This is a genomic window from Planktothrix rubescens CCAP 1459/22, assembly GCA_904830895.1.
Classification (GTDB): Bacteria; Cyanobacteriota; Cyanobacteriia; order Cyanobacteriales; family Microcoleaceae; genus Planktothrix; species Planktothrix agardhii.
The window spans coordinates 4,365,095-4,387,634 of the sequence record LR882958.1 but is presented as its reverse complement, the minus strand read 5'-3'; the positions used below and the strand labels follow the sequence as shown (position 1 = coordinate 4,387,634).

Below are 22,540 nucleotides of genomic sequence, written 5' to 3'. Positions count from 1 at the left end.
ATTTGTTAAAACTTTAATGTTAAGGTCTACACCATAGCAAATAAATTTGTTAATCTGTTTATTCGAACACTGTTCAGCGTAAAGGCAGTTAACCCTATACAGTTGATTTATTCTTCTTAGGTGTGAGGAGAAGCAAGCGGGCAAAGAAAATTGATCCACGACGATCATTGGTTGTCAGGGCTAATTTTGAGTCAAGTTCGCGCGTATTGAACAAGCTAGGGTTAAATAACCGTGAAACTGTGACTCTAAATTTTAGAGTTCCGCTACTTCTCTGTTTTGACAAGGAAACTGTTCTGTCTAGCGACGGATTAATTTTGATAGCTTCATCTGTTTCAGTATATCAATCTATAAAAAAAGGCAATTAGCCAATTTTATCAGAAAAATTTTTTGTTAACCCTTAGATCAATATTAAATTAGGAGGTGAGTGTTAGAATGACACCCAGTAAATACTCTCGGTTTATTCACTTTCTGCAGGAAGAATTATCCCTATCTGCGGATTCAATTGCCATGGCAGAAAGAGCCAATCATCCCACGAACTCTCAACATAAATATCAAGATCCCAGTCCCGTATCTATGACTTTGTTGCAATACGGTTTAGTTACCTTAGAGCAGTTAGATAGAATTTTTGACTGGTTAGAAACGGCTTAAAATCTCGATTTTTAAGAACAAAATTATAAGTAGGGCTTGCTGAATAAGTAACAGAAAATGACACAAATTACTACAACTGAATTACCCCAAACCTTGCAAACTCTATTGATAGAGGTTGAACGTACCAAAACCCCTCTAACTGTTATCCATGACGGGCAACCATTAGTGATTATCTATCCCGCCAACAGCCAACCCTCACGCCCCGCTAGCATCAGAAATTAGGCTAAACTTACTGTAGAAACGCTAAATTTACCTTTGCCATGAGCTATCGCCATATTATTACTATCGAGCCTGGTAAACGAGGCGGAAAGCCTTGTATCAAAAGAAATGTCATGTTACATATATTCCTTTAGATCATCGAGTGGTTGATCGAAATCATCAGACATAAATATCTGACCAACCCAACTTCCATAACCATGAAGTTCTTCAAGTTTTTCTTGAGATGATCCACTTTTGGCGTGTTTCTCAAGTAGATATTGTGCATAATCCAATATCTCTTTTTTTAAAGATTCCGGCATCTTGACGACGGTTTGAAAAATCTCTATATCAATAGTCATGATTATTATGCAATATTAGCAAGATTATCTTTAATTATTATACCATAATTACATTGAAAAGGCGACTCAAATCTTCAATTGTACCAACACAATTTAGGCGAAGGCGACTCTGTTCATCAGCATTATGAAAGTCTGCAAAGATTCTGGGATAACTCATGTTTTTACTCGATTTAGGATGATGATTGTGATGGGTTAGGAATCGTTGGTGTGATTACGACCGCCACGAACTACTAAGGCTTTGTTTGGAATTATTTCCACAAGTGTAGGCTGTTTGATTTATATATGCGCTACAGTTTACCAGAAATCTTTGCCTAAGCGCGATCGCTCTTTATTTTAAGAAGGCGATCGCTCTCCCTACAATGATCACATTGATATGATGGAAACTGGTGATATAATAAATTAAGTAATTCTGGAATCGCCATGGCTAAACTTCAGATTGAAAACTTGCCTGATGAACTATATAGTCAGATTGAGTGTCTAGCCTCAGAGAAAAATTTTACTCTTAATGAGGCAGTTATTCATCTGTTGACGCAATCCTTATCATTTGATCCTGACAAAGTAATGATAAATCGGACGCAAGAGAACCAACCCATGTCAGCAATTCTACAAATAATTCGTAATCGTCCGAGAGTTAACCCCAGGGATTTTGGATTAACAGATAGCACTATTTTAATTCAAGAGGATCGCAATAGATGACCGTTAGTTTACGCTGCATAATTGATACAAATATTTGTATTAAGTTATTTGTTGCTGATCTATTGACCTCTAAAGTTAATCAACTATTTACTCATCTTGATGATCCTTCTGTTGAGTTTTTTGTACCTGATCTTTTTTATATTGAATGTGCTAATGTTCTCTGGAAGTATGTACGCGCTAACCTCTACACGGCTGAACAGGTTAAAGCCGATTTAAGTGACTTAAAAGCACTACGATTTCAAGTCATTTCAACAAAAGATCTAATCAGTAATGCTGTTCAAATTGGTTTGGACTATGGAATTACAGCTTACTTATGATGGCTGTTATGTAGCACTTTCAGAACAAGTTAAAGCACCGTTGCTAACTCTGGATGAACGGTTAGTAAATTCTTTGACAGGTAGCAGGTTTGATGTGAGACTTTTTACAACTTTTTCTCTAAAATGATCACATTGATATGATGAAATGCGATCGCTTTCCCTACAATTATTACAAGAAAGTGCGATCGCTCCTTTTTCAAGAATGCGATCGCACTTTCTTGTGATGATCACGTTGTCATGATAGAAATTGGTGGTATAATAGACTAACTCATTCCCATGAATCCAATCAAAAATTAATTAATCTGGCTCTATATAACGTATATCTAAACGTTTGAAATCTCGATCAAAAGAAGCAACAGACTCATTTTCTTTACGAGCCACTTCTGCAAGATAAGCATCAACAAAATCAACATTTGCTGTCGCCATACTATCAAGGGCTGCTATTACTTGCTCACTAGATTCAAGAATAATACCCTCTGATGTTAACAAACCTATCAAAACATCTGCAACTTGTTGTCGAGAATAACCATAAAAAGAAATTAATACCCAAACCACTTCAGCCACAACAATTGAAGATACCTTGAGTGTAATTTCCCCTTGTTCAGCTTTCTGTAAAAATCTAGCAGACCGTTCAGCGAGATTGAGGGGATCATTGGTAATGAACCTTAATAAAATATTGGCATCTACCCAATAATTACTCATGATTATGACTGATTAGATTTCTGAGCTAAAGATTGAGCTACAGCTTGGCGTATAGTTGTTTTACCCGAATAAGGTTGAGTAGCTGGTAAAACTCCTCGAAATTCACTCAGGCATTTTCTTTGAATCGGTTGTAACTTAATTTCATTTCCGGTAACAATTAATAGGAATTCATCTCCCTGTTTCAGTTCTAAACGCTCACGAATTTCAGGAGGTATAGTAATCTGTCCCTCTTGATTAAGTTGTGTTTTCATGATTGAGCTATTTTCTTAGATGGGTTGTTTTGATTATATCTTAAGCAATCGCTCTCCCTACAATTATTACAAGAAAGTGCGATCGCTCTTTATTTTAAGAAGGCGATCGCTCTCCCTACAATGATCACATTGATATGATGGAAACTGGTGATATAATAAATTAAGTAATTCTGGGATCGTCATGGCTAAACTTCAGATTGAAAACTTACCCAACAACTTCAAAAAAAATCTCTCTGAGTTATTGTCTCGTGTAGAACTTGGAGAAGAAATTATTATTTCCAATCAAGGGGTGGCGATCGCGAAGTTAATTCCGTTTCGTCCTTCATCCAATCGACGGGCGAGTTTAGGGCAAGATCAAGGTAAATTTATCATACCAGACGACTTTAATGAACCGTTACCCCAAGAAATTTTGGCAGCATTTGAAGGAAATGAACAGTGAAATTATTGTTGGATACCCAATGCTGGTTGTGGTGGTTTGCCCAACCTGAGCGATTAAATCAGGAAGTGATCGCACAGATTGCCGATGAAAGTAATGAATTATGGTTTTCTGTTGCTAGTGTTTGGGAAATTGGGATCAAAGTTGCGATCAGAAAATTACCATTGCCAGAGCCAATAGATACCTACATTTCTAGTCGTATGGTGCAGTTAGATATGCGATATTTGGAAATCACAGCACCTCATGCACTGCGATCATCTGCTTTACCATTACATCATCGAGATCCCTTTGATCGAATGTTGATTGCTCAGGCTCAAATTGAGAATATGACGCTGGTGAGTGCTGATTCAATATTCAAGCAATACAGCGATATTTCCGTTCTTTGGGCTGCTAATTAATCTTAGATAGCTGCTCCTTTTTTAAGAAGGCGATCGCTCTCCCTACAATTAAAACTACACCGATTAACTGAATATTCTAATTACTTCGCTTCAATCTAACGCACCACTCGGACTTCAACTGCAAGGCTAAGATTGCTCCACAATCTATCAGTTGTCAGAACAGGTTGATTAAGAGAAATCCCTAACGCTAGACAAGCGCGATCACCAAATGAAAGCCCAATTGATTTAGTTTTTGGTCGCAGCATTCCCGACTTTAATGCTTGTTCTTGATCAAAAGCTATAACCTCAAGATTTAGATTGGATAGAATCTGCTGAATGATGTTTTCATTTATTCCTGCTTCCGCTAACTTTGCTATCACTTCAGACAAGTTGACGGTACTGATAGCAGCATTTCCAATAAACCGCGAAATTTCTTCGCTACCCGTTTCTTGATTCAGTAAAGCTAAAACAGCAGAGGCATCTAAAACAACTTCACTCACCTGTCGCCTCCAATCTCCGCTCCTGAATCAACTCCTCCGAGAGTTTTCTACTAGCAGGAATATATTGCCTGAAAAGAGCTTGAGCCTTTTGGACGGAGGTTTGAGCCTGATCCGAAATGGGTTGATCTTCTATAACGAGAACGGCATTATACTGACCCACTGGTATATCTACAGGAGAATCGACTAACAACTTGCCATTGCTTGTTATCGTTACCTTTAATCCAATAGTTCGCATCGTTAACTCTACTCATTAATTTAACTATTAATTATAATTATAAAGATCCCAAAAATGACTAACAATCCAAATTACAAGCAAGGGCAGTCTCATCAATCTTTCTTGTCAGACTGCGATCGCTCTCCCTACAATTATTAAAAGAAAGTGCGATCCCGCTTTTTTTAAGAAGGCGATCGCACTCCCGTATAATGATTGTAGCAATGGATAAGAATATAAGTAAAAAAAATTGAGTTAACGCTAGGAAACTCAACTTTTTTTGTTATGACTTAAATAGGTAGAAATAAGCTAACGATTTTTCTATTTACCTCCAAAAAGTTTATATACTCCGTATCCAATAGCAGCAGCAGCAGCAACAGGTGCAGCAGCAACGATGGCAGTACCAGCAATTGCACCTCCCCCAACAACACCACCGATACCTGCAAGAGTACCCATAATTGCAGCACCAGAAGCACCACCAGCTACGGTTACCAAACCAGCACCAGCTATACCAGCAGCAGCCCCAATATTTGTAGCTGTTCTTGCCGCTGCACGAGCTCCATTCTCCTCCTCAGATAAGTCAGGTTGGTCTTTGAACAAAGTTTCATTCATTATTTTTGCCCCAAGATAAGCTGGGCCTGCTGCTAATACCGCAGGCCCAACAGCCATCCCACCACCAACCACGCTACCTGCGGCAGCTAAACCCGAAGTAATTCCTGCTCCTGAAGTTGCTGCAACAGTCAACCCCGTAGCTGCACTGGCAGCCGCACCTACCGCAGCACCAGTTTCTGCAACTGCTTTGACTGTTTTGACTGTATTTCCATCAATACCCGTAGTTTTTTCTACAACAGTCTCCGTACCCTGTTCAAAAGCTTTTTCAACAGCTTGACGGGCGATATCTTCAAAACTCATATTTGTAATTCCTAGTTTGATATTTGAATACTGTCTTTATTATTTCTTAAAAATCGAAGTTTTGTCTAGCCCAAAAATATCCTGTTTTGTCAACAATTTTTACCAACCCTTGTCTTCTTAAAATCTAGTTTTATACAAAAATATACAAAATTGTCTAAAAAAATCAGCCCATGTATGCTACAATGCACAAAACTCTCCCATATCCTAGCCCAAATGAACCTTAAAGAAATGTTAAAAGTGGCTGATGATATAGTGTTTGCTAAAACTGGTAGGCATCTTGATGATTTAGAGGAAGCGGTATTGCGGGGAACTCTACAACATGAGACATACAAACAAATTGCTAAGGATTTTGATTGTTCTGGAAGTAACGTTAGGAATGCGGGATCAAAATTATGGAAAATTCTTGCAAAAGAGTTAGGGGAAGATGTTAATAAATCTAATTTTAAATCTGCAATGGAGAGGTTACAAAATGCTAATCTTTTTAACTTTGCACAAGATGTCGTAGTTAGTGGTAGTTTTAATATTTGTGGAGAAAGTAGACATCCGCCAGATACACCAAACCCACATCAGCAAAATGAGAATATTTCTCAGTCAGAATCAATTGAAACTCTGCATAATGATTTAAGCGAAATGCCTGATTTGGGTGCTTTTTATAATCGCATCCCTGAATTATCAACCTTGACAAATTGGATTTTACAACAACGCTGTCGCTTGATTGCAATTACGGGTATTAGTGGTATTGGTAAAACAGCGTTAACGGTGCAATTGGTTCAACAAATTAAGGATGAATTTGAGTATGTAATTTGGTGTGATTTTGACTCATTGACGACTTTAGGCGAATTTCAAAGTAATTTGATTCGGATAATTTCTCAGTCTGAACAGTTGGATTTATCTGCAAATAATCATAAATTTTTACCTCTAATTAAATATTTGCAAAAGTATCGGTGTTTAGTTATTTTAGATAATATTCAAAATCTTTTTATTAGTGGGGAATTGGTCGGAAAGTATAAGTCTGGATATGAAGATTATCGCACTTTATTTAAACAAATCAAAGAATTATCTCATCAAAGTTGTGTTGTGTTAATTGGTTGGGAACAACCTAGAATTATAACTGAAGTTAAAAGCGAAAATTCTCTAATTCGGACTTTACGACTGACGGGTTTGGATATTGTAGCTGCGCGGGAAATATTCAGAGATAATGGGTTAACGGAAATTGATCACCGGGATACAATTATTCAACGCTATCAAGGCAATCCTTTCTGGTTAAAGAGTATAGCAAATTTGATGCAGGATTTGGGAGAATGTGAAATTGAGGTATTAATTAATAATACTCTATTGTTACCTGAAGATATTAAAGATAGTTTACAGCAACAGTGCGATCGCTTATCGGAAATAGAAAAACAAGTGCTTTCTTCATTGGCAAAGGAAAACCATCCGGTTAATTTAGTTAAATTGTTAGAAAATAGTAAAATTAATTCATCGGATTTAATTAATGCTCTACAATCTTTATTAAAACGTTGTTTAATCGAACAACAAGGAAATTTTTATACTGTTTTACCTTTAATTAAGCAATATATAGAAAGTCTAAATAACCAGGTATAAATAATTTATTACGGATGCCAATATTGTTGCCGGATACTTCTCACCAATTGGGTACTATTTTGAGTCTCTGGGCGATCGCTCGATATTTCAGTTACTCTCTATCATGTATAGCAGAATCCCTTGGGCGATCGCTTGAGCCATGCGACAGCGTTGAGCCGGATCACGTAACATAGAGACTCAACAGCTTATCGGGTGAAAACTATCGGTGAATCTTTACCGCATAAATTCAGAAGCGACAATCATAGTGCCTATACCTGAATCAGTGAAGACTTCTTGTAATAAAGCATGGGGAACACGACCATCTAAAATATGAGCAGCCCGCACACCTTGGGCTAAACTTCTGACACAACAATTAACTTTAGGAATCATACCCCCAGAAACAATTCCTTGATCAATTAATTGTCGGGCTTCCTGAATATTAACTTGGGCAATTAAGGTATCAGGATTATGATAATCCTCCAAAATTCCGGCCGTATCTGTTAACAGAATTAACTTTTCAGCACCCAAGGCGGCCGCAATTTCCCCGGCGACCGTATCGGCATTCATGTTATAAGCCTGTCCATCTTCATCCGTTGCCACACTAGAAACTACGGGAATATAACCACTACTCACCAAAGACTCTAAAAGTTTAGTATTGACACTACTGACTTCTCCTACAAAACCAATATCGGCTTGACCTTCGGGACGAGCTTTAATTAAATTAGCATCCTTGCCACATAAGCCAACAGCTTCCCCTCCCGCCTGGTTAATCAGAGAAACAATTTCCTTATTCACCCGACCCACTAACACCATTTCCACCACATCCATCGTTGCAGCATCAGTAACTCGCAACCCATTTTTAAATTGAGGCTCAATTCCCAATTTAATCAACCAACTATTAATTTCTGGGCCACCGCCATGAACCACCACCACCCGAATTCCGACAAAAGATAGTAACACAATATCCTGCATCACCTTATCTTTAAGGCTACTATCTTTCATCGCAGCCCCCCCATATTTCACCACAATCGTGCGATTAGAAAACTTTTGAATATAGGGGAGAGCTTCACTGAGAATTTTAGCGCGAACTGCTGTATCTGTTTGGTCAAAATCGCTATGTTTAAGCATATAAGTTTCGTTGAGAGCGTGTAGAAGCGAGTTCCGTGAGATCTTTGTGAATTAACCCAACTCTCCACCAAACCCGCCCCTAAGATTTTAGTTGATTTGAGGTTTCCAGAAATGCCCACCAGCGATTAAGCGGCAGATAGATGACAGGAGCCCACAAACTACTCAAAATTGCTGTGGACAGTGCTACCCGTTGTTGATATCGGAATAATTCATCTATAGCCGAATATCCAAAACTGTTCAATTGAAAGCCTCGGATAGCTTCTACCAAAATCGCCATTCCAAAAACAATCACAGCGACGGAAATAAAATCCTCTTGAATTTTTTTAATAATTCGTTTATATATCACTACGGTTAAAAGACTAACAATCACCAAGGAAATAACATGGGAAGGAGAAGAAACTGTTAATCCATCTAAAATCAACCCACAGCATAAACCCCCAACCATAGCCTGTAAAAAAGATCGTTTAATACTCCAAGTCACCAGCCAAATTAACACCCAATTCGGGGTAATTCCAAAGAGTTCTAACCCAGGAATCCGAACCAAGGATAACCAAATACAAACCATTAAAGAAATAATGGTAATCATCAAATTTAAAACTTGATAAGGCTGAAAAAACATATTTATTGTACGGATTACTGATCACTGATTACTGACTACTGTTGACTGGTTTTTGATTCGGATAAATAATCACCCATTCCACAGAAGAAACAGAAGCAAAAAACTCAACAATTGCTTCGGGGGATGGGGCTTTATTCATATCTACAGAAACGACTTTACCAATGGGCAAACCTTCAGGGACAAGCTGGCTATAACTAGAAGTAACAACCACATCTCCCACCTTGACTTTAGGATCACTTTCAAAAAATTCCATGATTCCTTGTTCGGTCGAATTTCCCTTGAGAAATCCCATATTGCGACTGCGACTAATTGTCACCGCAATCCGACTCATCGGATCACTCAAAAGCATCACCTTACTGGTACTAGGTGTCACGCTCATCACCCGTCCAATTAATCCCCCAGGAGCCACCACTAAATCCTGATTCCGAACCCCCTGCTGACTCCCACGACCAATAATAATTTGTTTCCACCAAGAATCAGCACTGCGACCAATCACAGGAGCCACAATTCCCTTACCGTGTTTTTTAGAAGCGACATAATTTAAAATATCCTGAAACTTTTGATTTTGGTTTTTCAGTTCTTGAATTTGAGCTTCTAACTGATTAATTCGAGGATCAATTTGTCGAACAATTTTTTCCTGTTCCATTACTGTTGATGTCGATAAATGAAACGGACGAGTTACCCAATAATACATTTCATATAAAGCAGCCCCTTGAGTTTGTCGCACTAACCAAGCGGCTAAAATTGCCAAACCCAGTAAAAAAAATTGATTCCGACTGCGACTCCACCAACTGCGTGTTTGCATACCGATTAAAATTAACTGTGAAAATAATTAATAATTGATAATTGTTTTTTTCAGGGTCAATTACCAATTATCAATTGTTACAGATTTCGGGAACCCCCGGTAAAAACCCGTTCTAACTGTTTGAAATTTTCTAATACCCGACCTGTGCCCAATACCACACAACACAGAGGGTCAGCCGCAATATGGGTAATAATTCCGGTTTCGTGGCTAATTAAGGCATCAATACCCTTGAGTAAGGCTCCTCCACCCGCCAACATAATTCCCCGGTCAATGATATCCGCAGCCAGTTCTGGAGGAGTGCGTTCTAAAGTGCGTTTGACCGAATCAATAATAACCGATAAAGGTTCAACCATACTTTCGCGCACTTCCGTGGATTTAATGGTAACGGTGCGAGGTAAACCAGATAATAAATGAATCCCCCGTACTTCCATAATCATTTCTTCATCGGCGGCCGGATTCGGGTAAGCTGAACCCATCTTAATTTTGATATCCTCAGCCGTTTGTTCTCCAATCACTAAGTTATGAACTTTTTTCATATACAAAATGATCGCATCGTTGAGTTCATCTCCAGCCACCCGCACGGACTCGCTCAATACCGTTCCCTGTAAACTCAGCACCGCGACTTCTGTAGTACCGCCCCCAATATCCACAATCATATTTCCCGTCGCTTCCGAAACGGGTAAACCTGCACCAATCGCCGCGGCCACAGGTTCATCAATTAGTCGCACGTCCCGCGCCCCGGCTTGAGAAGCCGCTTCAATCACCGCCCGGCGTTCTACTCCAGTGACTCCACTGGGAATTCCAATCACAATTCGAGGAGCAATCAGGGTTTTTCCCTGATTCACCCGCCGAATAAAATGTTTGAGCATTTGTTCGGCTGCATCAAAATCTGCAATCGCCCCATCCCGCAGAGGTCTCAGTACCACTACATTTTCGGGAGTGCGGCCTAACATTTTTTTGGCTTCCTCTCCCACCGCCAACGGGACTTTTTCTAGTCTGTCAATAGCGACAACCGAGGGTTCTTGTAGTACAATGCCCTTACCCGGTACATAAATCAAAGTGTTAGCAGTCCCTAGGTCAATGCCCATGTCCTGCGAAAAACGACTAAAAAGACCCACTATTCTTTCCCTATAAAAAATTAACAGCAATCCTTTCGGAGTGTCCTTAAGGGCGACTAACCGATGTAGATTGTATTATGTTTTGGGTTGTGCGTCTAGTCATCACGGCTGAGAACTTCAACCCAAAATTTCTAGCCATCGGTTTTCAGGATCATAGTTTAGTTCGTGGGATAGAAGACCGGATCAGCGATAATCAACCAATACCCTCAATAATCGGATGGAAGTAAAACGCAATACCCAAAACAGTATAAGCAGCCAAGAGTAAAACCCCCTCCAACCAGTCAGAACGGCCATCGGAACTGACGGAATTAGCAATTAACACAGACACGGCAACGGCGATTAATTCAAAGGGGTTAAAATTCAAATCCATCGGTTGGCCTAATATCCATCCGGCTAAAACTAACACAGGGGCCACAAATAAGGCAATTTGTAAACTCGAACCTAAAGCGACGGATACGGATAAATCCATTTTATTTTTCATAGCCACGGTAACGGCGGTGGCGTGTTCGGCGGCGTTACCAATAATCGGAACTAAAATTACCCCGGTAAATAATGCTGTTAGTCCTAGACTAGAGGTAGCTTCCTCTAAAGTCCCGACTAATAATTCCGACTCGAAGGCGACAGTTAAGGTAGCCAATAACAAAACCCCAATCCACAGCTTTAAATTCACCTTTTCTGCCTCATGTCCGGCTTCTTCTGGGGTAATTACGCCGTCTTCATCGTTTTCCGCCACTCCCACATCATATAAATAGGAGTGGGTTTTCATCGAAAACAGCAGGGTAAGAACATAAACCGTAATTAAAACCACCGCCACCGCCGCTGAGAGGGTTTGCATAGTGGATTCCTCAATGCCAATGGAGGTAACATCTACTGCCGTTGGTACTAAAATAGCAATTATGGCTAAATTCATAGCGGAGGCATTCAAACGGGCAATCACGGGCTGGAATTTTTGTTCTTTGAAGCGTAAACCCCCTAAGAACATGGATAAACCCATAACTAATAGGAGGTTTCCTATAATTGACCCGACTAAACTGGATTTGACCACATCAATTAATCCAGCATTCAGGGCGACAACTCCAATAATCAATTCCGTTGCATTCCCAAAGGTGGCATTTAACAACCCCCCTAAATTCGGGCCCAGGACAACGGCAATTTCTTCAGTTGCAGTTCCCATCCAACCCGCTAAGGGAATAATCGCTAACGCTGAGGTGACAAATACAATAGTTGATCCCCACTCCAAAAAGTGACCCGCAATCGAAATCGGCACAAAAATTAACAGGGCTGAGAGTATGGTTTTAGTATTCAACATTTCAGTAATCAGTAATAAGTTACCAGTTATCAGTTATCAGTTATTAGCGGTAGAATTTATCATAGAACCTGTTGTCACGACAAGACTAGATCGACAAATATTAATTTTTTGAACTGGACTTGCCAGAGCTTAGGACTAGAATTAATATCTGTAATCCCTATCAACCATTAATATTTAACTTTTAAAATGAACTTTTTTAATCAATTATTGACCGCCATTGAACAACAAAATAGTTTACTTTATGTTGCCCTAGAACCCGATCCCGATAGCCATATTTTTGCCGGGTTTAATTGTGGGGGAATTGATGACAATGATGCTGATATTATTGAACAATGGCAGGAATGGCTAGGTTTTATTATTCGAGAAACTTCGGAATTTGTCTGTGCCTATAAACTCTCTTTAGGGTTTTATTTGGGATGGGGGATACCTGGTTTAAAATTATTAGAAAAAACCATAAAATTAATTCCGCCTAATATTCCGATTATTTTAGATGCTAAACATAGTGATTTGAATTCGAGTACGGTTTTTGCTCGTTTTGTCTTTGAAGACTTAAAGGTTGGCGCTTGTACCTTAACTCCTTATGCCGGATTAGATCAAGTTGCACCCTTTTTAGTTTATCCTGATCAAGCGGTTTTTATTTCCTGTGCCACGGCTAATCCTTCGGCTTCTATTATTCAAGAATATCCTCAATCTCAGCAACCGTTATATTTGGAATTAGTTAAGGTATCTCAAACCTGGGGAACTCCTGAACAATTGGGATTATTAGTGGGAATGGTACCGGATATGTTAGCAAAAATTCGTCAAGCTGCACCGGAACAATTTATCTTATTAGAGGGGGATATAGCCGAAGAAAATGATTTAATGGATTTAGAAGATTTAACCCCAATTTTAGCCGCAGGATTAAGTTTAAATGGCGATCGCTTATTAATACCTATTCCCCCTCAATTATTAGAAAAACAAACCATAAAAACCGAAATCAAACAGTTAAGAGATCAAATTAACACAGAACGACAACAGGTAATCCAAGGAAATCCTACCTGTGATTTATGGTTGCCCGATGTTTGTTTTTTAAGACATCAACCCCATCGAGATTTGATTTTACAATTGTATGATATTGGCTGTATTATTTTTGGAGATCATGTTCAATCATCGGGAGAAACTTTCCCCTATTATATTGACTTGAGACGGATTATTTCAACTCCCCAAATTTTTCATCAAATTGTTGGTGCTTATGGGGATATTTTAGAAACCCTAAGTTTTGATCGAATTGCGGGTATCCCCTATGGTTCTTTACCAACAGCAACCGGGTTATCTTTAAGGTTACAACGCCCGATGATCTTTCCGCGAAAAGAAGTTAAAGCCTATGGTGCGGGGCGATTAATTGAAGGACATTTTCAACCTGGGGAAACTATTGTGGTGGTAGATGATATTTTAATTACGGGAAATAGTGTGATTCAAGGAGCCCAAAAGCTACAATCTGCGGGATTAAAAGTTAATGATATTGTGGTTTTAATTGATCACGAAGGCGGAGTTAAAGAAAAATTAAAGGATAATAATTATCAAGCCCATGCGGTATTAACCCTTTCCGAAATCGCCGAAACCTTGTATGAATCAAACCGAATTACCGAGGAACAGTTTAACTTTTTTTAAGGGTAATGGGTCATGGGTAATGGGTCATGGGAAAAATAATATTACTAGATATTCCTCTTTTTTTAGTGTTTAGTGGGGATAACCTTGAGGATTAATTTGCTGTAATTGCAAAACTTGACTAACAACTTCCGATAACTTTTGAGCATCAAAGGGTTTAGTGAGATATTCACTCGCGCCCGCTAGACGGCCTTGAACCTTATCAAAAGCACCGTCCCTTGATGTTAACATAATAATAGGCAAATTCTGAAACTGAGGAATACTACGAACGGTGCGACAGAGTTCTAGGCCATCAATTCCCGGCATAGCCACATCCAGAAGTAAAACCGAAACAGCTTCATGGTAAATTGTGGATAAAGCGTCTGTAATCAAACCTATAAAAAATAGCCTTGATTGTTGGATCTGAGTCCGACTATCTATTATTTTCATTATAGTTGAAAAGTATTCGTTCGTTTTAATATCAACAATTCTATACTTTTAAGCCGAATAATGATTAAGAAATTTGATCAAATCTGTTTTCGGTGTTTCTGATTGATCTAATCGCGAAAAATTGGATCTTTCTTTGTTAAGATTAAAGTAGATTAAAAAAGTTGTGTGAGATCAGGACGTTTGGACAAACAATGTCATACAGCTAAGGCGAGTCAAACAAAAATCAGATGTCGGGTAACAGTTGGGGTGTTGAGGTGTTAAGGTGTTGAGGTGTTAGCGACTAACCCTTGACCCCTCAGTTAATGCGAACATCTCATCCCAAAAAGCTAAATACCCGGTTGCTGATATCTAGCCACTCCCTTTGTATGGTAATTACCGATCATGAATGCAAGATTTTTAGGTCAAACCATGTTCAGCCCAGAGGGCAATAATCTTTCTCAGGTCATCCACAGGTTTGCTGAAATTCCCTTTGATGATTTGACTCACTTAGCGTCCCATCTAGCCCAGACGCCGATTGCTTTAATTACCTTTATGGATGTCAGCCATCAGTGGTTGAAATCCCAGGTGGGTTTAACGGAAAAAATACATCCCTACTTGAATTTCTGCGAGTTTATTATCTACTTGCAGTGTCAATTTCAGTCGTTAAGGGAGGATCAAGAAGATCCCGATCATTCCTTAACCCCAAACTCCTCTAACTCTACCTTAAAACTATCCCCAGAACCAATTATCATCCCCGATACCTGGGATGATCAACGGTTTTCTAGCCAACCTTTAGTTAAACAGGATCATGGCATTCGGTTTTATCTGGGTATTCCTTTAATCACGACTGATAATTTAATGGTGGGGATGCTGTCGATTATGGATTATCAGCCCCGGAAGTTATCACCGGAAACCATTAAGGCGTTACAAGCTCTCAATAATCAAATTATTAGCCAAATTAATTTACACCGTCAACTGATTCACTCCAAAACCAAACTTAGTCAACTCGAAGATATTATTAATGAACGCAAGCAAGTCTGGGAAGTAGTTCGTCAAGAAAGAGACTTTGTTTGCGCTGTTCTCGACACAGTTAGTGCCTTAGTGATTGTCCTTGATCCCGATGGTCGAATTATTCGGTTTAATCGAACCTGTGAACAACTGACGGGATATTCCGCCGAGGAAGTCGAAGGAAAAACCTTTGATGAGTTGGGGGTCAACCTATTACCCTTGGATTCTGGTAGTCAACCGCATTCTGGAGGGATGATGATTGAGTTTGACGAACCTCCCAAATCAGTGAAAACTCAAAATTCGGTTCCTCTAATCCCCAATCATACCCGTTTAAATGCTTGGGAAACCGAATGGGTTAAACCTAATGGCCAACGTCATTGGATTACTTGGTCAAATACGGCTTTATTTCAGGCGAATGGCCTGATCAAATATGTGATTGCTACGGGAATTGATATTACCGAACGCCGACAGTCCGAAGTGCGGATGGAATTGCTGGAAAGGGCGATTACTGAAAGTCCTAGCGGAATTGTGATTAGCGATTTTGCCGCCACCGATTGTCCGATTATCTACTGTAATCCTGCCTTTGAAAAATTAACCGGCTATTCTCAGGAGGAGGTTTTAGGACGCAATTGTCGGATGCTTCAGGGTGAGGATACTGATCCAAAGGAATTAGCTCGTCTTCGGGATGCGATCGCCCAAAATACTGATTGTAGCGTTACCCTAAAAAATTATCGTAAAGATGGCAATTACTTCTGGAATGAACTGTCGATTTCTCCGGTGCGCGATCGAGAAGGAAGTTTAACCCATTTTATCGGAATTCAAACCGATATTACCCAACGCAAACAGTCTGAGGATGCTTTGCGCGAAAGTGAGGCCCGTTATCGACTTTTGGCTGATCATGCGACGGATTTAATTTCTCGACATAGCAACGATGGCACTTATTTATATGCTTCTCCGGCCAGTCAGCAATTATTGGGATACCAACCGGAAGAATTGATCGGGAAATCGGTCTATGACTTGATTCATACCGAGGATTTGGCAGGGACTCAAGAGAAATATTTGCTATTAAGAAATAGTCAAGATATTTATACCTTGAGTTACCGAATTCGATGTCACAATGGAGAATATATCTGGTTTGAAAGTACCTGTCATGGCTTGAGAAATCAGAACTCACAAGACATTGATGAAATTATTGCGGTTTCGCGGAATATTACCGAACGAAAACAAGCTGAAACCCTATTATTAGAGCGATCAAGGCTTTCTCAATTGGAAGCAGAAGTGGGAACAGCCCTGGGACATGGGGGGTCGATTGCCAGGATTCTAGGCCGTTGTATACAAGCGATCGCCCAGTATCCCGATGTGGCTGGGGTGGGAATTTGGACATTAAATCTTAATAGCAATCAATTAGAACTCCAAGCCAATGCCGGATTAACTGTTCATGAACATAATATTACCGAAACCGATGTTTTAACCTGTTCGATTCCGTACCCCCTACCCCTAATGAAAAATCTCACCTTTGATTTTCCCTTGGTGGTGGAAGGTCGTCTAGTGGGGTTAATGGCAATTTGTAGCCACTCCACCCTCAATGATGAAGCTCGGGGGGTTTTGGGATGGGTGGCAAATGCTCTGGCCGTTGGGATTGATCGGGTGAAGGCGCGGGAAGAACTGCAAAGTCGCCGGGAAGGGTTATTATTTCGGTTGGCGAGTCAGATTCGGGATTCCTTAGATATTGATACGATTTTGGGGACGGCCGTGAGTGAAATTCGGGCCTTATTGCAGGTGGATCAATGTCATTTCCTCTGGTATATGCACATTCAACCCAATCAACAACCCAGTTTCGCCGTCACCCACGAATCCCTAAATCCCGATTTATCCAATGGTTTGCAGGACTATCCCCCGGAACAAATCCCTCTGTTAGCCGAAAAAATTCGGATGGCCCAGACGATTAAAATTGATAATATTCACACCACAAAGGCTTTAGATGAATCAACCTGTCGGTTTTTACAAGCGACGGGGATTTTTTCCTTCTTATTATTACCCTTGGAAACCCGATCGGGTCAACGGGGGGCTGTGGTTTGTAATCATTATGGGGAATATCGACCCTGGCGGGACAGTGAGGTGGAGCTTGTACGGGCGGTGGTGGATCAGTTAGCGATCGCCATTGACCAGGCGGAATTATATGCCCAAACCCGGGCGGCGGCCTTAGCAGCCCAAACCCAAGCCTTTCATCTGAGTGAAGCCCTACAGGATTTAAAACAGAAGGAATCTCAATTAATTCAAAGTGAAAAAATGTCGAGTTTAGGACAAATGGTGGCGGGAGTTGCCCATGAAATTAATAATCCGGTTAATTTTATTTATGGGAATCTCACCTATGCCAAGGAATATACTCAAGATATTTTAGAATTGTTGGAATTGTATCAAGAAATTTATCCGATTCCGACTCCCGCCCTTCAAGCTAAAGCTGAAGAAATTGAATTAGAGTTTTTATCAGAAGATTTACCAAAAATTCTATCTTCAATGGAAATGGGAGCCGATCGGATTCGTCAAATTGTAGTGTCTTTGAGAAGTTTCTCACGATTAGATGAAGCTGAAATGAAGCCTGTCAATATTCATGATGGTATTGATAGTACATTATTAATCTTACAAAATCGCTTAAAACCCAAAGGATCATCCGGTGGGATTGAGTTAATCAAGGAATATGGCAAGTTACCCAAGGTTGAATGTTATGCCGGACAGTTAAATCAAGTGTTTATGAATCTGATTGGGAATGCAATTGATGCCTTAGATAATCAGTCCGAACCTCGAATCATTAAAATTACTACAGAGATCATTCATCCGAATTTGAAAGAACATAAGGGGAAATTACCCCCTTTAGAACAGGTTAGAATTACGATTCGAGATAACGGCCCTGGCATTGAAGATAAGGTAAAAAATAGGCTTTTTGACCCATTTTTTACCACAAAACCGGTGGGCAAAGGAACAGGTTTAGGGTTATCAATTAGTTATAAAATTGTGGTAGAACAACATCTAGGAGAAATTCTCTGTTACCGAGATCAAGATAATTTTACCGCATTTCAAGTTTCTATTCCCATATTCCAAAAAGAGCAGAATCAGTAATCTCCATAATGTCGGGTTGATTTATTGATTAACTTTGATTTAGGGATTATTTCTCAAGGCGGCAATAATTTTTTCATTGGCTTTAGGAAAGGGAAATTGATTAATTTCATCTAAAGTGACCCAGCGAATTTCATCACATTCTAAAGGCTGGGGTTCTCCCCCCAAATAACGACAGTGATAGACATTTAAAGTTACTTTAAAATCGGTATAGGTGTGTTCAATAGTAATTAAATGATCTTCGACTTCTATTTCAATCGCTAATTCTTCTTGAATTTCCCGTTTAATACAATCTTCTAGGGTTTCTCCCGCCTCCAGTTTTCCCCCTGGAAATTCCCACAGTCCTCCCAATAAATCCTTGGCAGGTCGTTTATCAATTAAAATTTGTTTTTGATGATTCCAAATTACACCAACACCAATAATTTTATGGGCTAAGGGAGAAGATATTTGAAGCATAGGAAGATAATAATTTACTTGACACTCTCAGGTCTGAAGACACTGAGTTTCCACACTCCCATCATGATCTTATGAACAACACAAAACTTTCGCAAACTCAAGATTCAGCTTGCCAAAATTTGAAACATTTTGTATTCATGGAATGGCACGGGATCAAGGACAATAACTATTCTTGAGGGGCTTTTTCAATACCTGGGACAGATCGTTCAAATGCCATTCTCTGTTCGGCGTTGCGAAGAAAATAGCCACTAATCATCGCAGACGCTAAGAGTCGTCCTAAATGTTCACGACTGGTTGTTACCGTAATTCCAAAATGTTCCGAGGGTAAATTGCCCAATAGTCCGATAATATTTCGTTCCATGACTTGGAAGACTTCCGAAGAATTCGGTTTCGACAGTTGGGAAACGGTATCAGGACTCATTGACTGTACATATTGCCACAAGAGGTTCCCCATTTCCCCCGTTTCTTCCTGAAAAAATTTTGAATTTCGGTTAGATCTGTCGTTCATCTTTCTTCCCCCTTATACAAGAGTTTCAGTTGATCTCAATCTGAATCAAATGTTGATCCCTACATTCTAATTTAGCAGGATGTAGAGACGTTTTCAGAAAACATCCCTACTCTTTGAGGATGTGTTATCCCCCCTAGAACAATGATTTAACTGGCCATATAGTCGTTAATATCTTGTTTCCGTTTTCGCAATTTTGTTAAGGCTTCCCTTTCAATTTGTCGAACCCGCTCTCGACTAATATTCAGCCGATCGCCAATTTTAGCCAAGGTTAAACTTTGCCCATCTTCTAAACCAAATCGCAGGGATAATACCTGACGCTGTTGTTCGGTTAGGTCAGCCATCATTAATTCTAAATCGCTGCGTAGAGAAGATTGTAAGGCAAAATCCTCTGGAGAAGTTCCCGTATCTTCTAAAAGATCTCCTAACTCCGTATCTTGATTATCACCCACCCGCAGATCCAGGGACAGGGGTAGACGGGCACGTTCTAAATATTCCCGAATTTGTCGCGGGGTGAGTTCTAATTCCACGGCTAATTCTGCCATGGTCGCAGCCCGTCCCAACTCTTGAGCTAACTGACGTTGGGCTTTTTTGATTTTGTTGAGTTTTTCGGTAATATGAATCGGGAGACGAATTGTGCGGCCTTTTTCGGCGATCGCTCGGGTAATCGCCTGACGAATCCACCAGTAGGCATAGGTGGAAAAACGATATCCTTTAGTGGGATCAAATTTTTCAACGCCACGCTGCATCCCAATGGTGCCTTCTTGAATTAAGTCCAGTAAGTCCACATTCCGCTTAATATATTTTTTAGCAACGGATACCACTAAACGCAAGTTCGCCTCCACCATTTTGCGTTTCGCACTTTGGCCTCGTTCGAGTACCCGTTCTAATTCCGCTTCCGATAGTCCGGCCGCCTCCGCCCATTCTGCGGGACTAGGCGCTCGACCTAAACAGGTCGCTAGATCTTCCCACTGATTTTGAACGAGATTCAAGTGTTGAACTTGTTTACCATAGACAATTTCTTGCTCATGGGTTAGCAAGGGAACGCGACCAATTTCTCGTAGATAAGCGCGTACAGAGTCTGTGTCTGAGGTTTTAGCAAATTTCATGGCTCATCTCCGGCTGGATACCTTAACCTATAAAGGTTTGATACGTCAAGCCCCTACTTGAAGCACGAAAAACTAGATCTTTCGTCATCAAGTATGGACGGTTAGCCTAGGTGTTACGACCTGGGGGTTTTTCCAATGTTTAAGCTCTATAACGCTAATTTGCCGTTACAGTCTTAACATAACTACATTATATGTTAAGAAGTTTAACATTTCTTAAAATAACTGACTATCCCCCCCAGGGAGTGAATCTCCAAGGGCCAAACACTATATTCCTAGGAGGGTAGCCTGTAACGGTTTTTTTGATTGCATCATACAAAACAAAATCTTCATGTTCCCTTAACAGTTGATGTCGGTTGACAGTTTCTATCCCAGAAGTCTATGATCTAGTGTTTGGCAATCTGCTAATTTTGTTTCAACTGCATTTATGACTTATTGTTTAGGAATTATTACGGATACGGGCTTCGTGATGGCTTCGGACTCCCGCACAAATGCCGGGGTTGATCATATTTCTACCTATCGTAAATTATTTGATTTTTCCAAACCTGGCGATCGGGTTATTTTATTATGTACCGCCGGAAATCTTTCCGTTACCCAAGGCATTGTGAGCGAATTAGATCGGGATATTAAAAGTCAGGAAGATGTTAATTTACATAGTCTTCCCTCCATGTATGAAGTGGCTCGATATATTGGTACAAAACTCAGAAAAGTTCAAGAAATTGATGAGCATTGGCTGAAAAAAGACGGGATTGAACCCAAATGCTCTATGTTATTAAGTGGTCAAATTAAAGAACAAGAACCTTGCTTATTTTTGATTTACAGCCAAGGTAATTTTATTCATGCCACCAAAGAAACCCCTTTTTTACAAATCGGAGAAACCAAATATGGCAAACCGATTTTAGATCGTACCCTCAGTTTCCGTACCCATTTAGAAGCGGCGGCTAAATGTGCCTTACTTTCGATTGATTCTACAATGAAATCTAATATTTCTGTGGGGCCACCGATTAATTTAGTTTTGTATGAAAAAGATAGTTTAGAAATCAAAAATTTTCTGAAACTGCGTTTAGGTGATCCCTATTTAGCCAAAATTCGTAAAGTTTGGGAAGAATGTCTTAAACAAGGATTTAATGAGATTCCTGATATTGATTGGCAACACCGAGGGAGTGATTTTTCGGAAGATGTTTTAATTGATTAGATTATCGTATTCTTTGAATTATAGCCCTATTATTCTATCGGAGTTAACATGAAAATTGGAGTTATTGGAACTGGGTTAATGGGATTACCCATCGCCCTCAAAATTCTGGAAATGGGATTTAAAGTTATTGTTTATAACCGCACAACATCCAAAGTAGAACCGTTAAGAGAAGCCGGAGCAACAGTAGCGGGAACTCCCCAAGGTTTAATCACTGCTAGTGATTGTATTCTGTTAATGTTAACTAATCAAGAGGCGATTGAGTCGGTTTTGTTCCGTTCAGAATCTGAATCATTTTTATCAGGAAAAACAATTATTTCTATGGGAACAATTTCCCCAACGGAGAGTAAAAATATCCAAAAAGAAATTATTAAAGCTGGGGGAAATTATTTAGAAGCACCGGTTTTAGGGAGTATTCCTGAAGCAAAATCGGGGAAATTACAAATTATGGTCGGTTCCACGGAAGCCCAATTTAAACAGTGGTTTCATGTCTTACAACCCCTAGGGGAACCCAAATATATTGGGGAAGTTGGTAGTGCATCGGCGTTAAAATTAGCCTTAAATCAGTTAATTGCTTCCCTGACAACCGCCTTCGCCCTGAGTTTAAATTTTGTTCAAGGTCAAGGAGTTGATATCGAACTCTTTATGGAGATTTTACGCAAGAGTGCGTTATATGCTCCTACCTTTGATAAAAAATTACAACGGATGTTAGAAGAAAATTATCAAAATCCCAATTTTCCTACTAAACATTTATTAAAAGACACGAATTTGTTTTTACAAGAAGCGAAATCAATGGGGTTAAATGTGAGTTCTTTAGAAGGGGTTCGAGCAATATTAGAAGCTACACAAAAACTCGGAAAACTAGATGACGATTATTCCGCCTTATTTACCACCATTAAACCCTGATAAACCCGTGGGATGGGCTATGTAAATATAA

At 39.8% G+C, this 22,540-nt stretch carries 26 protein-coding genes; 10 read left to right on the top strand and 16 right to left on the bottom strand.

Features of this window, described 5'->3' with window-relative positions:
- Window positions 1-432: 432 nt before the first annotated feature.
- Window positions 433-648, top strand: coding sequence for a DUF2949 domain-containing protein (locus NMG86_RS20140; RefSeq protein WP_036831945.1), 216 nt, complete (start codon window positions 433-435; stop codon window positions 646-648).
- A 335-nt stretch (window positions 649-983) separates the two neighbouring features.
- On the opposite strand, the gene vapB is transcribed toward NMG86_RS20140, so the two are convergent.
- Window positions 984-1,205: a type II toxin-antitoxin system VapB family antitoxin gene (vapB, locus tag NMG86_RS20135; protein WP_026785409.1), complete on the bottom strand. Its 222-nt coding sequence runs from the start codon at window positions 1,203-1,205 to the stop codon at window positions 984-986.
- Between the two features lie 420 nt (window positions 1,206-1,625).
- On the opposite strand from vapB, the gene NMG86_RS20130 reads away from it, so the two are divergent.
- Both NMG86_RS20130 and NMG86_RS20125 read left to right on the top strand, forming a co-directional pair.
- Entirely contained in the window at window positions 1,626-1,901 is a 276-nt protein-coding gene (locus NMG86_RS20130) for a hypothetical protein (protein ID WP_026785410.1), read from the top strand.
- Window positions 1,898-2,218, top strand: coding sequence for a type II toxin-antitoxin system VapC family toxin (locus tag NMG86_RS20125; protein ID WP_237157247.1), 321 nt, complete (start codon window positions 1,898-1,900; stop codon window positions 2,216-2,218). Before NMG86_RS20130 ends, NMG86_RS20125 begins: the two co-directional genes overlap by 4 nt.
- Before the next feature lie 6 nt (window positions 2,219-2,224).
- Here the strand turns inward: NMG86_RS20125 and NMG86_RS20120 are convergent, their stop codons facing one another.
- From NMG86_RS20120 to NMG86_RS20110, 3 genes are all read right to left on the bottom strand, one after another.
- Window positions 2,225-2,449, bottom strand: coding sequence for a hypothetical protein (locus NMG86_RS20120; protein WP_237747547.1), 225 nt, complete (start codon window positions 2,447-2,449; stop codon window positions 2,225-2,227).
- Window positions 2,450-2,515: 66 nt separating this feature from the next.
- The gene (locus tag NMG86_RS20115; protein ID WP_026785412.1) at window positions 2,516-2,920 is read right to left on the bottom strand and encodes a type II toxin-antitoxin system VapC family toxin; all 405 of its coding nucleotides are present in this window, start codon (window positions 2,918-2,920) and stop codon (window positions 2,516-2,518) included.
- A 2-nt stretch (window positions 2,921-2,922) separates the two neighbouring features.
- Window positions 2,923-3,171 (bottom strand): AbrB/MazE/SpoVT family DNA-binding domain-containing protein, encoded by a 249-nt coding sequence (locus tag NMG86_RS20110; protein WP_036831938.1) that lies wholly within the window; start codon window positions 3,169-3,171, stop codon window positions 2,923-2,925.
- Window positions 3,172-3,352: 181 nt separating this feature from the next.
- On the opposite strand from NMG86_RS20110, the gene NMG86_RS20105 reads away from it, so the two are divergent.
- The gene (locus NMG86_RS20105) at window positions 3,353-3,610 is read left to right on the top strand and encodes a type II toxin-antitoxin system Phd/YefM family antitoxin (RefSeq protein ID WP_043939069.1); all 258 of its coding nucleotides are present in this window, start codon (window positions 3,353-3,355) and stop codon (window positions 3,608-3,610) included.
- Complete coding sequence (locus tag NMG86_RS20100) at window positions 3,607-4,005, top strand: type II toxin-antitoxin system VapC family toxin (RefSeq protein WP_026796359.1); 399 nt, start codon at window positions 3,607-3,609, stop codon at window positions 4,003-4,005. Before NMG86_RS20105 ends, NMG86_RS20100 begins: the two co-directional genes overlap by 4 nt.
- Before the next feature lie 95 nt (window positions 4,006-4,100).
- Here NMG86_RS20100 and NMG86_RS20095 read toward each other — a convergent pair whose 3' ends face one another.
- From NMG86_RS20095 to NMG86_RS20085, 3 genes are all read right to left on the bottom strand, one after another.
- Window positions 4,101-4,484, bottom strand: a complete 384-nt coding sequence (locus NMG86_RS20095; RefSeq protein WP_026796358.1) for a type II toxin-antitoxin system VapC family toxin — start codon at window positions 4,482-4,484, stop codon at window positions 4,101-4,103.
- Window positions 4,477-4,719, bottom strand: a complete 243-nt coding sequence (locus NMG86_RS20090; protein ID WP_026796357.1) for a hypothetical protein — start codon at window positions 4,717-4,719, stop codon at window positions 4,477-4,479. The genes NMG86_RS20095 and NMG86_RS20090 overlap by 8 nt, the downstream gene beginning before the upstream one ends.
- A gap of 297 nt (window positions 4,720-5,016) precedes the next feature.
- Window positions 5,017-5,607 carry a hypothetical protein gene (locus NMG86_RS20085; protein ID WP_026796356.1) on the bottom strand — a complete coding sequence of 197 codons (591 nt, stop codon included), beginning with the start codon at window positions 5,605-5,607 and terminating at the stop codon, window positions 5,017-5,019.
- A 174-nt stretch (window positions 5,608-5,781) separates the two neighbouring features.
- Here NMG86_RS20085 and NMG86_RS20080 point away from each other — a divergent pair, with 174 nt between their 5' ends.
- Window positions 5,782-7,209: an ATP-binding protein gene (locus NMG86_RS20080; protein WP_499075385.1), complete on the top strand. Its 1,428-nt coding sequence runs from the start codon at window positions 5,782-5,784 to the stop codon at window positions 7,207-7,209.
- Window positions 7,210-7,422: 213 nt separating this feature from the next.
- Here NMG86_RS20080 and argB read toward each other — a convergent pair whose 3' ends face one another.
- The 5 genes from argB to cax all read right to left on the bottom strand — a co-directional run bounded on the left by argB (window position 7,423) and on the right by cax (window position 12,167).
- A complete protein-coding gene (argB, locus tag NMG86_RS20075; RefSeq protein WP_026795928.1) occupies window positions 7,423-8,316 on the bottom strand; it encodes an acetylglutamate kinase in 894 nt (297 codons plus the stop codon).
- 79 nt (window positions 8,317-8,395) lie between these two features.
- A complete protein-coding gene (gene mreD / locus NMG86_RS20070) occupies window positions 8,396-8,935 on the bottom strand; it encodes a rod shape-determining protein MreD (protein ID WP_026795927.1) in 540 nt (179 codons plus the stop codon).
- A gap of 28 nt (window positions 8,936-8,963) precedes the next feature.
- On the bottom strand, window positions 8,964-9,740 hold the full coding sequence (mreC, locus tag NMG86_RS20065) for a rod shape-determining protein MreC (RefSeq protein ID WP_026785422.1): 777 nt from the start codon (window positions 9,738-9,740) through the stop codon (window positions 8,964-8,966).
- 77 nt (window positions 9,741-9,817) lie between these two features.
- Complete coding sequence (locus NMG86_RS20060) at window positions 9,818-10,858, bottom strand: rod shape-determining protein (RefSeq protein ID WP_071782882.1); 1,041 nt, start codon at window positions 10,856-10,858, stop codon at window positions 9,818-9,820.
- A gap of 193 nt (window positions 10,859-11,051) precedes the next feature.
- The gene (gene cax, locus NMG86_RS20055) at window positions 11,052-12,167 is read right to left on the bottom strand and encodes a calcium/proton exchanger (RefSeq protein WP_026785424.1); all 1,116 of its coding nucleotides are present in this window, start codon (window positions 12,165-12,167) and stop codon (window positions 11,052-11,054) included.
- A 186-nt stretch (window positions 12,168-12,353) separates the two neighbouring features.
- On the opposite strand from cax, the gene NMG86_RS20050 reads away from it, so the two are divergent.
- The gene (locus NMG86_RS20050) at window positions 12,354-13,817 is read left to right on the top strand and encodes a bifunctional orotidine-5'-phosphate decarboxylase/orotate phosphoribosyltransferase (protein WP_026796354.1); all 1,464 of its coding nucleotides are present in this window, start codon (window positions 12,354-12,356) and stop codon (window positions 13,815-13,817) included.
- Between the two features lie 69 nt (window positions 13,818-13,886).
- Here the strand turns inward: NMG86_RS20050 and NMG86_RS20045 are convergent, their stop codons facing one another.
- Window positions 13,887-14,243 (bottom strand): response regulator, encoded by a 357-nt coding sequence (locus NMG86_RS20045; protein WP_087882095.1) that lies wholly within the window; start codon window positions 14,241-14,243, stop codon window positions 13,887-13,889.
- 381 nt (window positions 14,244-14,624) lie between these two features.
- Between NMG86_RS20045 and NMG86_RS20040 the strand changes: the two genes are divergently transcribed.
- Window positions 14,625-18,347: a PAS domain S-box protein gene (locus tag NMG86_RS20040; protein WP_052338546.1), complete on the top strand. Its 3,723-nt coding sequence runs from the start codon at window positions 14,625-14,627 to the stop codon at window positions 18,345-18,347.
- Window positions 18,348-18,386: 39 nt separating this feature from the next.
- Here the strand turns inward: NMG86_RS20040 and mutT are convergent, their stop codons facing one another.
- The 3 genes from mutT to NMG86_RS20025 form a co-directional block, all read right to left on the bottom strand.
- Window positions 18,387-18,800: an 8-oxo-dGTP diphosphatase MutT gene (gene mutT / locus NMG86_RS20035; RefSeq protein WP_026796352.1), complete on the bottom strand. Its 414-nt coding sequence runs from the start codon at window positions 18,798-18,800 to the stop codon at window positions 18,387-18,389.
- A gap of 166 nt (window positions 18,801-18,966) precedes the next feature.
- The gene (locus NMG86_RS20030) at window positions 18,967-19,308 is read right to left on the bottom strand and encodes a DUF760 domain-containing protein (protein WP_026785432.1); all 342 of its coding nucleotides are present in this window, start codon (window positions 19,306-19,308) and stop codon (window positions 18,967-18,969) included.
- 146 nt (window positions 19,309-19,454) lie between these two features.
- Window positions 19,455-20,414 (bottom strand): RNA polymerase sigma factor, RpoD/SigA family, encoded by a 960-nt coding sequence (locus NMG86_RS20025; RefSeq protein ID WP_026785433.1) that lies wholly within the window; start codon window positions 20,412-20,414, stop codon window positions 19,455-19,457.
- A gap of 424 nt (window positions 20,415-20,838) precedes the next feature.
- On the opposite strand from NMG86_RS20025, the gene NMG86_RS20020 reads away from it, so the two are divergent.
- Both NMG86_RS20020 and NMG86_RS20015 read left to right on the top strand, forming a co-directional pair.
- Window positions 20,839-21,606 (top strand): proteasome-type protease, encoded by a 768-nt coding sequence (locus NMG86_RS20020; RefSeq protein WP_026796351.1) that lies wholly within the window; start codon window positions 20,839-20,841, stop codon window positions 21,604-21,606.
- A 48-nt stretch (window positions 21,607-21,654) separates the two neighbouring features.
- On the top strand, window positions 21,655-22,509 hold the full coding sequence (locus NMG86_RS20015; RefSeq protein WP_026785435.1) for an NAD(P)-dependent oxidoreductase: 855 nt from the start codon (window positions 21,655-21,657) through the stop codon (window positions 22,507-22,509).
- Window positions 22,510-22,540 lie beyond the last annotated feature (31 nt).

Bases quoted from the DNA above. Each gene is read 5' to 3' on its own strand.
- NMG86_RS20140 (WP_036831945.1), top strand. From the start codon at position 433: ATGACACCCAGTAAATACTCTCGGTTTATTCACTTTCTGCAGGAAGAA.
- vapB (WP_026785409.1), bottom strand. From the start codon at position 1,205: ATGACTATTGATATAGAGATTTTTCAAACCGTCGTCAAGATGCCGGAA.
- NMG86_RS20130 (WP_026785410.1), top strand. From the start codon at position 1,626: ATGGCTAAACTTCAGATTGAAAACTTGCCTGATGAACTATATAGTCAG.
- NMG86_RS20125 (WP_237157247.1), top strand. From the start codon at position 1,898: ATGACCGTTAGTTTACGCTGCATAATTGATACAAATATTTGTATTAAG.
- NMG86_RS20115 (WP_026785412.1), bottom strand. From the start codon at position 2,920: ATGAGTAATTATTGGGTAGATGCCAATATTTTATTAAGGTTCATTACC.
- NMG86_RS20110 (WP_036831938.1), bottom strand. From the start codon at position 3,171: ATGAAAACACAACTTAATCAAGAGGGACAGATTACTATACCTCCTGAA.
- NMG86_RS20105 (WP_043939069.1), top strand. From the start codon at position 3,353: ATGGCTAAACTTCAGATTGAAAACTTACCCAACAACTTCAAAAAAAAT.
- NMG86_RS20090 (WP_026796357.1), bottom strand. From the start codon at position 4,719: ATGCGAACTATTGGATTAAAGGTAACGATAACAAGCAATGGCAAGTTG.
- NMG86_RS20085 (WP_026796356.1), bottom strand. From the start codon at position 5,607: ATGAGTTTTGAAGATATCGCCCGTCAAGCTGTTGAAAAAGCTTTTGAA.
- NMG86_RS20080 (WP_499075385.1), top strand. From the start codon at position 5,782: ATGCTACAATGCACAAAACTCTCCCATATCCTAGCCCAAATGAACCTT.
- argB (WP_026795928.1), bottom strand. From the start codon at position 8,316: ATGCTTAAACATAGCGATTTTGACCAAACAGATACAGCAGTTCGCGCT.
- mreD (WP_026795927.1), bottom strand. From the start codon at position 8,935: ATGTTTTTTCAGCCTTATCAAGTTTTAAATTTGATGATTACCATTATT.
- mreC (WP_026785422.1), bottom strand. From the start codon at position 9,740: ATGCAAACACGCAGTTGGTGGAGTCGCAGTCGGAATCAATTTTTTTTA.
- cax (WP_026785424.1), bottom strand. From the start codon at position 12,167: ATGTTGAATACTAAAACCATACTCTCAGCCCTGTTAATTTTTGTGCCG.
- NMG86_RS20050 (WP_026796354.1), top strand. From the start codon at position 12,354: ATGAACTTTTTTAATCAATTATTGACCGCCATTGAACAACAAAATAGT.
- NMG86_RS20045 (WP_087882095.1), bottom strand. From the start codon at position 14,243: ATGAAAATAATAGATAGTCGGACTCAGATCCAACAATCAAGGCTATTT.
- NMG86_RS20040 (WP_052338546.1), top strand. From the start codon at position 14,625: ATGAATGCAAGATTTTTAGGTCAAACCATGTTCAGCCCAGAGGGCAAT.
- mutT (WP_026796352.1), bottom strand. From the start codon at position 18,800: ATGCTTCAAATATCTTCTCCCTTAGCCCATAAAATTATTGGTGTTGGT.
- NMG86_RS20030 (WP_026785432.1), bottom strand. From the start codon at position 19,308: ATGAACGACAGATCTAACCGAAATTCAAAATTTTTTCAGGAAGAAACG.
- NMG86_RS20025 (WP_026785433.1), bottom strand. From the start codon at position 20,414: ATGAAATTTGCTAAAACCTCAGACACAGACTCTGTACGCGCTTATCTA.
- NMG86_RS20020 (WP_026796351.1), top strand. From the start codon at position 20,839: ATGACTTATTGTTTAGGAATTATTACGGATACGGGCTTCGTGATGGCT.
- NMG86_RS20015 (WP_026785435.1), top strand. From the start codon at position 21,655: ATGAAAATTGGAGTTATTGGAACTGGGTTAATGGGATTACCCATCGCC.